Genomic DNA, 6,000 nt, shown 5'->3' with positions numbered 1-6,000 from the left:
GTGAGGTGCGCCGCACTCGCATTTTCGGCGAGTGCTCCACTACAGAAGGGAATCAGCCATGGACGTCTCCGGCTCCTCCGTCATCGTCACCGGTGGCGCATCCGGCCTCGGGGGCCCCCCCCCCCCCCCCGGCCCCCGCCACTTGTCATTCCGACACATCTTCGATCAAATCTGGCGTGGCTCTTGGATTGAATGCAATTCTGCGTTTACGGTGTCCCTAGTTGGCTCAGCGGTGAGCCTCCGACCACAGAGGGAAGATCGTCCATGAACAAGGCAGAACTGATCGAGGCGCTCACCGAGAAGCTGGGCACCGACCGCCGGACCGCCGGCGCCGCCGTCGAGGCGATCGTGGACACGATCGTCCGTGCCGTCCACTCCGGTGAGTCGGTGACCATCACGGGCTTCGGCGTCTTCGAGCAGCGCAAGCGCGCCGCTCGCGTCGCCCGCAACCCCCGCACCGGCGAGACCGTCAAGGTCAAGCCCACGTCCGTGCCCGCGTTCCGTCCCGGTGCGCAGTTCAAGGCCGTGATCTCCGGCTCGGCCAAGCTGCCGGCCTCGGGTCCCGCCGTCCGCCGCAGCTCGGCCACGGCGGCCGCGCCCGCCAAGAAGACGGCGGCGAAGAAGGCTCCGGCGAAGGCCGCCAAGGCGACCGCCACCAAGGCGGCCGCGAAGAAGGCTCCGGCGAAGGCGACCAAGGCCGCCCCCGCGAAGAAGGCTCCGGCGAAGACCACGCCGGCCAAGAAGGCCGCGACTAAGGCTCCCGCCAAGAAGGCTCCGGCGAAGACCACGCCGGCCAAGAAGGCCGCGACCAAGGCCCCCGCCAAGAAGGCTCCGGCGAAGACCACGCCGGCCAAGAAGGCCGCGACCAAGGCCCCCGCCAAGAAGGCTCCGGCGAAGGCCACGCCGGCCAAGAAGGCCGCGACCAAGGCCCCCGCCAAGAAGGCCCCGGCCAAGAAGGCTCCCGCCAAGAAGGCCGCCAAGAAGTAGACGACGCCCGTCGAACCCCGCTGCCCCTGGAGCCTCAGTGCTCCAGGGGCAGCGGGCTGTCGATGTGGTCCATGGTCAGCAGGCGCCCGCCCTCGGTGGTGAGCACCCACACGCTGGCCTTGCGGTTGCGGGCCGCGGGCAGGCGCACGTCGTCCGCCCCCGCCCACCACGCGGTGAGGTCGGGGATCACGCCGCCCTGGCTGCACACCACGGGCACAGTGCCCGATTCCTCGCCCATCCGCGCGATCTCGCGGATCCGGCGACGGGCAGCCGCCGGATCGCGGGCGTAGGCCGTCTCCGACATCGTCGGCTCCTCCGCCAGAGGCAGGCCCGTCTCGGCCGCCAGCGGCTCCAGGGTCTGCGTGCACCGCACAGGCGGCGCCGAGAGCAGGCGGCCGGGCCCGAACGCCCCCAGGAGGTCCACGAGGGCCTCCGCCTGGGCCCGCCCGTTCCGGTCCAGGGGCCGCGCCAGGTCGTCGCCCTGGTAGCCCTGCTTCCGACCGGCCTTGGCGTGCCGGACGATCAGCATCGTCGCCGTGGACCGCGGCTGCTTGCCGAAGGCCCGCAGGATCCGCCGGTCGATCGGATAGCTCAGCAGGGCGGTGGCGGCCCGCACGGACAGCCAGCGCAGCTCGTCGGTCTCCTCGTTCGGCGCGAAGACACCGGAACCCGCGAGGGCCGACCAGTATCCGACGCGCTTGCGCACCGTCGCCCCGCCCGGGCCGTGCCGTTTGCGCCGGGGCACGTCGTACGAGACCTGGCCGACGGCGCGCACGAACCGGGCGGAGAAGCCCGTCTCCTCGACGACCTCGCGCAGCCCGGCCACGACGGGGTTCTCGTCGGACTCCACATGCCCCTTGGGCAGCGACCAGTCGTCGTACCGCGGCCGGTGCACCACGGCCACTTCCGGACCGTCCGGGGTGGGGCGCCAGAGCACGCCCCCGGAGGCGCGGACGACCGCGCCCTCGCCTCCGCCGCTCACCGCAGGCTCGCGCGGTGCGCGCGCATCAGTTCCCGCTGGTGATCCCGGACGGCCTCGCCCGGGACGGGGGAGGCGTTCCAGTTCCCGTCACCGTCGAGCACCCAGCAGCGGGTGGCGGGATCGAGTGCGGAGTCGAACATCTCGCCCAGCTGCCGCGCGAGGCGAGGGTCCTTCACCTGCGCCATCACCTCGACGCGGCGATCCAGGTTGCGGTGCATCATGTCGGCGCTGCCGATCCAGAACTCGTCCGCGCCGCGGAAGTGCAGGATCCGGGAGTGCTCGAGGAACTGCCCGAGAATCGATCGGACGGTGATGTTCTCGCTCACCCCCGGGACGCCGGGCCGCAGCGCGCAGATGCCCCGGACGACGACCTCGACGGGCACGCCCGCCTGGCTCGCGCGGTACAGCGCGTCGATGATCTGCTCGTCCACCACGGCGTTCGCCTTGAGCTGCACGCCGGCCGGCTTGCCCGCGTGCTGCAGCTCGATCTCGCGATCGATCCGCTCCACGATGCCCGACCGGATGCCGTGCGGCGCCACCATCAGGTTGCGGTACTCCTCCTTGCGGGAGTAGCCCGTGAGCCGGTTGAACAGATCCGTCAGGTCCGCGCCCAGATCGGGATCGGCGGTGAAAAGGCCGACGTCCTCGTACAGGCGCGCGGTCTTGGGGTTGTAGTTGCCCGTACCGATGTGGCAGTACCGGCGGATCGTCGAGCCCTCGCGGCGGACCACCAGGCAGGTCTTGCAGTGGGTTTTCAGGCCCACGAGGCCGTAGACCACGTGCACCCCGGCCTGCTCCAGCTTCCTGGCCCACTTGATGTTCGCCTGCTCGTCGAAGCGGGCCTTGATCTCGACCAGGGCCACGACCTGCTTGCCGGCCTCGGCGGCGTCGATCAGCGCGTCGACGATCGGAGAATCGCCCGAGGTGCGGTACAGGGTCTGCTTGATCGCCAGGACGTGGGGATCCGCGGCCGCCTGCTCGATGAACCGCTGCACGCTGGTCGAGAAGGAGTCGTACGGATGGTGGACGAGGACGTCGCCCTCGCGGAGCGTGGAGAAGACGCTCTTGGGCGTCTCCCGCTCACCGAACGCGGGGTGGGTCACGGGGACGAAGGGCTTCTCTTTCAAGTCGGGCCGGTCCACGCCGTACAGCTCGAACATGCAGTTCAGGTCGAGCAGGCCGGGCACGGTGATGACGTCGGCCGGGTCAACGTCCATCTCGCGCAGCAGCAGTTCGAGCATGTGCTCGGACATGTCCTCCGCCACTTCGAGGCGCACCGGCGAGCCGAAGCGGCGCCGCGCGAGCTCCCGCTCGAGGGCCTGCAGCAGATCCTCGTCGCGGTCCTCCTCGACCTCGAAATCCGCGTTGCGCGTGATGCGGAAGACGTGGTGCTCGGACACCGTCATCCCCGGGAAGAGGACGTCGAGGTGCGCGGAGATCAGGTCCTCGAGGGGGAGCACCGCGTGGTCCATCCGCTCGCTGCGGACCGAGACCATCCGGGCGACGTTGTCCGGCACCTTCACGCGCGCGAAATGCTCGCCGCCCGTGGTCGTGTCGACCACCGCCACTGCCAGGTTGAGCGAGAGGCCCGAGATGTACGGGAAGGGGTGCGCGGGGTCGACGGCGAGCGGCGTGAGCACGGGGAAGACCTGCGTGTGGAAGTACGCGGAGAGGTCCTCGCGTTCTGCGGGCGAGAGATCGGCCCAGCTGACCACCGAGATGCCCTGCGCCGCCAACTCCGGGCGGACGGCGTCGCTGAACACGAGGGCGTGCTTGTGCGAGAGTTCCTGGGTCCGCTGGGAGATCAGGCGCAGTTGCTCGCGGGGCGTGAGGCCGTCGGCGGATCGGACCGAGAGGCCCATCTGGTCGCGGCGCTTGAGCCCGGCCACCCGGACCATGAAGAACTCGTCCAGGTTCGAGGCGAAGATCGCCAGGAACTTCGCGCGGTCGAGCAGCGGCAGCGAGGCGTCCTCCGCCATCGCCAGCACCCGGGCGTTGAAGTCGAGCCAGCTCAGTTCCCGGTTGAGGTAGCGGTCCGCGGGCAGGTCGCTGGGGACCTCGGGCGGCGCCGCGGGCGGCGCCGTCGGGATCGCCGTCGGCCGTCCGGACGGCGGACCGGCCGGCTCGGCCACCGCGGTGCTCGGGACGGGGGTCGGTTCGGCGGAGGGGGCGGGGGGCTCGGTCGTCACCGCTCCATTCTGGCGTATCGGACGCACGCATTCGACGCGAAGTCCCGATCGGCCGCCGCGAGCACCGCCGCGGTGTGCTCCCCGAGGCGCCCGGCCTCGGTCAGGTCCCGCGGCGTATCGACGTCCGTGCGCAGGCCGGGCCAGGGGCCGTCGTGCCGCGCGGCGCCCCCGGACCGGTGCGCCGCCGCGGAATCCGGCCCGAAGGCGGCGCGCAGTTCGGTCCCCGGGGGCGCGTACAGCGCCGCCGTCCCGGTCCCCGCGTGATCGGGCACGAAGCCCCGCCTGCCCGCCGTCGCCGCGAGGAACTCCCCGAGCTCCGTGGCGGTGATCCCCGGTAGGTCCGCCTGCAGGGCCAGGACCGCGACCGCGGGGCCGTGCGCTTCCCGGGCGGCGCGGGCGCCCGCCTCGAGCGCGGCGTTCAGCCCGCCGGGCTCCGGCTCGTCGACGGTGCGCGCCCCGACGGCGATCGCCGCGGCGCGGACCTCGGGATCGGGGGAGACCACGTGCAGCCCGAGGACCCCGGGGGCGGCTGCCGCCGCGGCGAGGGTGTCCAACAGCATCGCGAGCACCAGCCCCGGGACGGCGTCCCGCAGGCCGTCGCCGGGCGCGGCGAAGCGGGACTTGGCGGCGTCGAGCGACTTCACGGCGGTCACCACCACGACGGCGGGGCGCTCGGCGGCCCCCTGCGGTGAGCTCATGGGCACCAATGTAGGCGTGCGGAACCGAACCCGCCGCCTGCGGGCGGGCGATAGGCTCGCCCCGGTGCCCACGAATCCGGTGGGACAGGTGCGATGCGAGGAGGGGCTCGGATGGTCGACGTTGCGGTGATGGGGGCTGGTTCGTTCGGAACCGCGATGGCGAAGGTCTTCGCGGAGGCCACCCGCCCGGAGCCGCACCGGGTGCGGATGTGGTGCCGGCGGCAGGAGGTCGCCGATCAGATCAACGAGACCCGGATCAACGCGCAGTACCTGCCCGAGGGTGTGCTCCCCGAGAACCTCTCCGCGACACACGATCCGGAGGAGGCGATGCGCGGTGCCGGGCTCGTTGTGCTCGCCGTCCCCTCGCAGTCGCTGCGGGCCAACCTGGGCGACTGGGGCCACCTGATCCCGCCGGACGTCACCGTCGTGAACCTGGCCAAGGGCATCGAGATCGGCACGCTCGACCGGATGAGCGAGGTCGTCGTCGACGCCGCGGGGATCGACCGGGACCGGATCGCCGTGCTGACGGGGCCGAACTTCGCGAAGGAGATCGCGAAGGGCCAGCCGACCCTCGCCGTGGTCGCCTCGGACAACGCCGATCGCGCTTCCCGGACCCAGTACCTCGCGCGCACCGATTACTTCCGGCCGTACACGAGCGCCGACGTGGTCGGCTGCGAGATCGGCGGTGCCACCAAGAACGTGATCGCCCTGGTCTGCGGGATCGCGTCGGGCATCAACCTCGGCGAGAACTCGCGCGCCGCGATCATCACCCGCGGGCTGGCGGAGACGCTGCGCCTCGGCACGGCGCTCGGCGCGGAGCCGCTCACGCTGGCCGGCCTCGCCGGCGTCGGCGACCTCGTCGCCACGTGCAGCTCGCCGCAGTCCCGCAACTTCAGCTTCGGCGCGCGCCTCGGCCAGGGCATGACCGTCGAGCAGGCGCAGGCCGCCGCGCACGGGCAGGTCGCGGAGGGCGCCAAGTCGTGCATCTCCATCGCCGACCTGGCGCGACGCGTGGGCGTCGAAATGCCGCTCACCGAGGCCGTGCGCGCCGTCTGCTACGACGGGGTCCCCGTCTCCCGCGCCATGGACGACCTGCTCAACCGCGACGTCGGCGGCGAGTGGCGCCCCAAGGACGCCGACTAGT

Annotated in this window: 5 protein-coding genes; 2 read left to right on the top strand and 3 right to left on the bottom strand. The window is 72.0% G+C overall.

The genetic code is table 11. From position 1 onward, the window contains the following. Window positions 1–264 precede the first annotated feature (264 nt). Window positions 265–987, top strand: a complete 723-nt coding sequence (locus WFK95_RS18790) for an HU family DNA-binding protein (RefSeq protein ID WP_336671558.1) — start codon at window positions 265–267, stop codon at window positions 985–987. 34 nt (window positions 988–1,021) lie between these two features. Here the strand turns inward: WFK95_RS18790 and WFK95_RS18785 are convergent, their stop codons facing one another. From WFK95_RS18785 to cofC, 3 genes are read right to left on the bottom strand one after another with little or no spacing between them, the layout of a single operon-like run. Further along, window positions 1,022–1,969 (bottom strand): NUDIX hydrolase, encoded by a 948-nt coding sequence (locus tag WFK95_RS18785; RefSeq protein ID WP_336671557.1) that lies wholly within the window; start codon window positions 1,967–1,969, stop codon window positions 1,022–1,024. After that, on the bottom strand, window positions 1,966–4,101 hold the full coding sequence (locus WFK95_RS18780) for an RNA degradosome polyphosphate kinase (protein ID WP_336671570.1): 2,136 nt from the start codon (window positions 4,099–4,101) through the stop codon (window positions 1,966–1,968). The genes WFK95_RS18785 and WFK95_RS18780 overlap by 4 nt, the downstream gene beginning before the upstream one ends. A gap of 53 nt (window positions 4,102–4,154) precedes the next feature. After that, complete coding sequence (cofC, locus tag WFK95_RS18775) at window positions 4,155–4,856, bottom strand: 2-phospho-L-lactate guanylyltransferase (RefSeq protein ID WP_443081575.1); 702 nt, start codon at window positions 4,854–4,856, stop codon at window positions 4,155–4,157. A gap of 111 nt (window positions 4,857–4,967) precedes the next feature. On the opposite strand from cofC, the gene WFK95_RS18770 reads away from it, so the two are divergent. Beyond that, on the top strand, window positions 4,968–5,999 hold the full coding sequence (locus tag WFK95_RS18770) for an NAD(P)H-dependent glycerol-3-phosphate dehydrogenase (RefSeq protein ID WP_224650958.1): 1,032 nt from the start codon (window positions 4,968–4,970) through the stop codon (window positions 5,997–5,999). Window position 6,000: the final 1 nt, after the last annotated feature.

This window comes from Tsukamurella sp. USMM236, assembly GCF_037148755.1.
Classification (GTDB): domain Bacteria; phylum Actinomycetota; class Actinomycetes; order Mycobacteriales; family Mycobacteriaceae; genus Tsukamurella.
Note: the sequence above shows the minus strand (reverse complement) of the source record. Positions and strands in the feature narration are given on the sequence as shown.

Bases quoted from the DNA above. Each gene is read 5' to 3' on its own strand.
- WFK95_RS18790 (WP_336671558.1), top strand. From the start codon at position 265: ATGAACAAGGCAGAACTGATCGAGGCGCTCACCGAGAAGCTGGGCACC.
- cofC (WP_443081575.1), bottom strand. From the start codon at position 4,856: ATGAGCTCACCGCAGGGGGCCGCCGAGCGCCCCGCCGTCGTGGTGGTG.
- WFK95_RS18770 (WP_224650958.1), top strand. From the start codon at position 4,968: ATGGTCGACGTTGCGGTGATGGGGGCTGGTTCGTTCGGAACCGCGATG.